At 68.7% G+C, this 1,212-nt stretch carries 2 protein-coding genes; both read right to left on the reverse strand.

Annotated features, from left to right (window positions below; genetic code table 11):
* A partial coding sequence (locus tag ACIOD1_RS35055) for an acyl-CoA carboxylase subunit epsilon (protein WP_401907212.1) occupies positions 1-99 on the reverse strand: 99 nt, incomplete at its 3' end.
* 23 nt (positions 100-122) lie between these two features.
* Positions 123-1,212, reverse strand: a 1,090-nt coding sequence (locus ACIOD1_RS35060) for an acyl-CoA carboxylase subunit beta (protein ID WP_401907210.1), incomplete at its 5' end; no start/stop codon positions are given.

The following is a 1,212-nucleotide window of genomic DNA, read 5'->3' on the forward strand; positions in this document are numbered from 1 at the left end:
GGCGGCGCGGGCGAGGAGGATCGCGGTGATCGCGGCCAGTTCCTCGGGCTCGGCGTGGCCCTTCTCGACCTTCAGCAGGGTGCCGTTGGCGTTGCTCATCGGTGGCGTTTCTCCTTCGACGTCTACTGGGGCGGGTTGCCGTGCTTGCGGGACGGCAGATCGGCGTGCTTGGTGCGGAGCATCGAGAGGGCGGCGATGAGGGTGCCGCGCGTCTCGGCCGGGTCGATGACGTCGTCCACGAGGCCGCGTTCGGCCGCGTAGTAGGGGTGCATCAGCTCGGACTTGTATTCCTTGACCATCCGGGCCCGCATGGCCTCGGGGTCCTCGGCGTCCGCGATCTGCTTGCGGAAGATGACGTTGGCCGCGCCCTCGGCGCCCATGACGGCGATCTCGTTGGTCGGCCAGGCGTAGGTGAGGTCGGCGCCGATGGACTGGGAGTCCATGACGATGTAGGCGCCGCCGTACGCCTTGCGCAGGATCAGCGAGATCCGCGGGACGGTGGCGTTGCAGTACGCGTACAGCAGCTTGGCGCCGTGGCGGATGATGCCGCCGTGTTCCTGATCGACGCCCGGCAGGAAGCCGGGGACGTCCAGGAGGGTGACGATCGGGATGTTGAAGGCGTCGCACAGCTGGACGAAGCGCGCCGCCTTCTCGGAGGCGTGGATGTCCAGGACACCGGCGAGGTGGCCGGGCTGGTTGGCGACGATGCCGACGACCTGACCGTCCAGCCGCGCGAGCGCGCAGATGATGTTGCGGGCCCACCGCTCGTGGATCTCCAGGACGTCGCCCTCGTCGACGAGTTCCTCGATGACCTTGAGCATGTCGTAGGGGCGGTTGCCGTCGGCCGGGACCAGGTCCAGGAGGACGTCGGAGCGACGGTCGGCCGGGTCGGAGGTCTCGTGGACCGGCGGGTTCTCACGGTTGTTGGAGGGCAGCATCGTGATGAGGTAGCGGACCTCGGAGATGCAGGTCTCCTCGTCGTCGTACGCGAAGTGCGCGACGCCCGAGGTCTCGGCGTGGACGTCCGCGCCGCCGAGGCCGTTTTGGGTGATCTCCTCGCCGGTCACCGCGCGGACCACGTCCGGCCCGGTGATGAACATCTGCGAGGTCTCACGGACCATGAACACGAAGTCCGTCAGGGCCGGCGAGTAGGCCGCGCCACCCGCGCACGGGCCGAGCATCACCGAGATCTGCGGGATCACACCCGAGGCC

Origin of the sequence: Streptomyces sp. NPDC088097, assembly GCF_044741845.1 — a bacterium.
Lineage (GTDB): Bacteria > Actinomycetota > Actinomycetes > Streptomycetales > Streptomycetaceae > Streptomyces.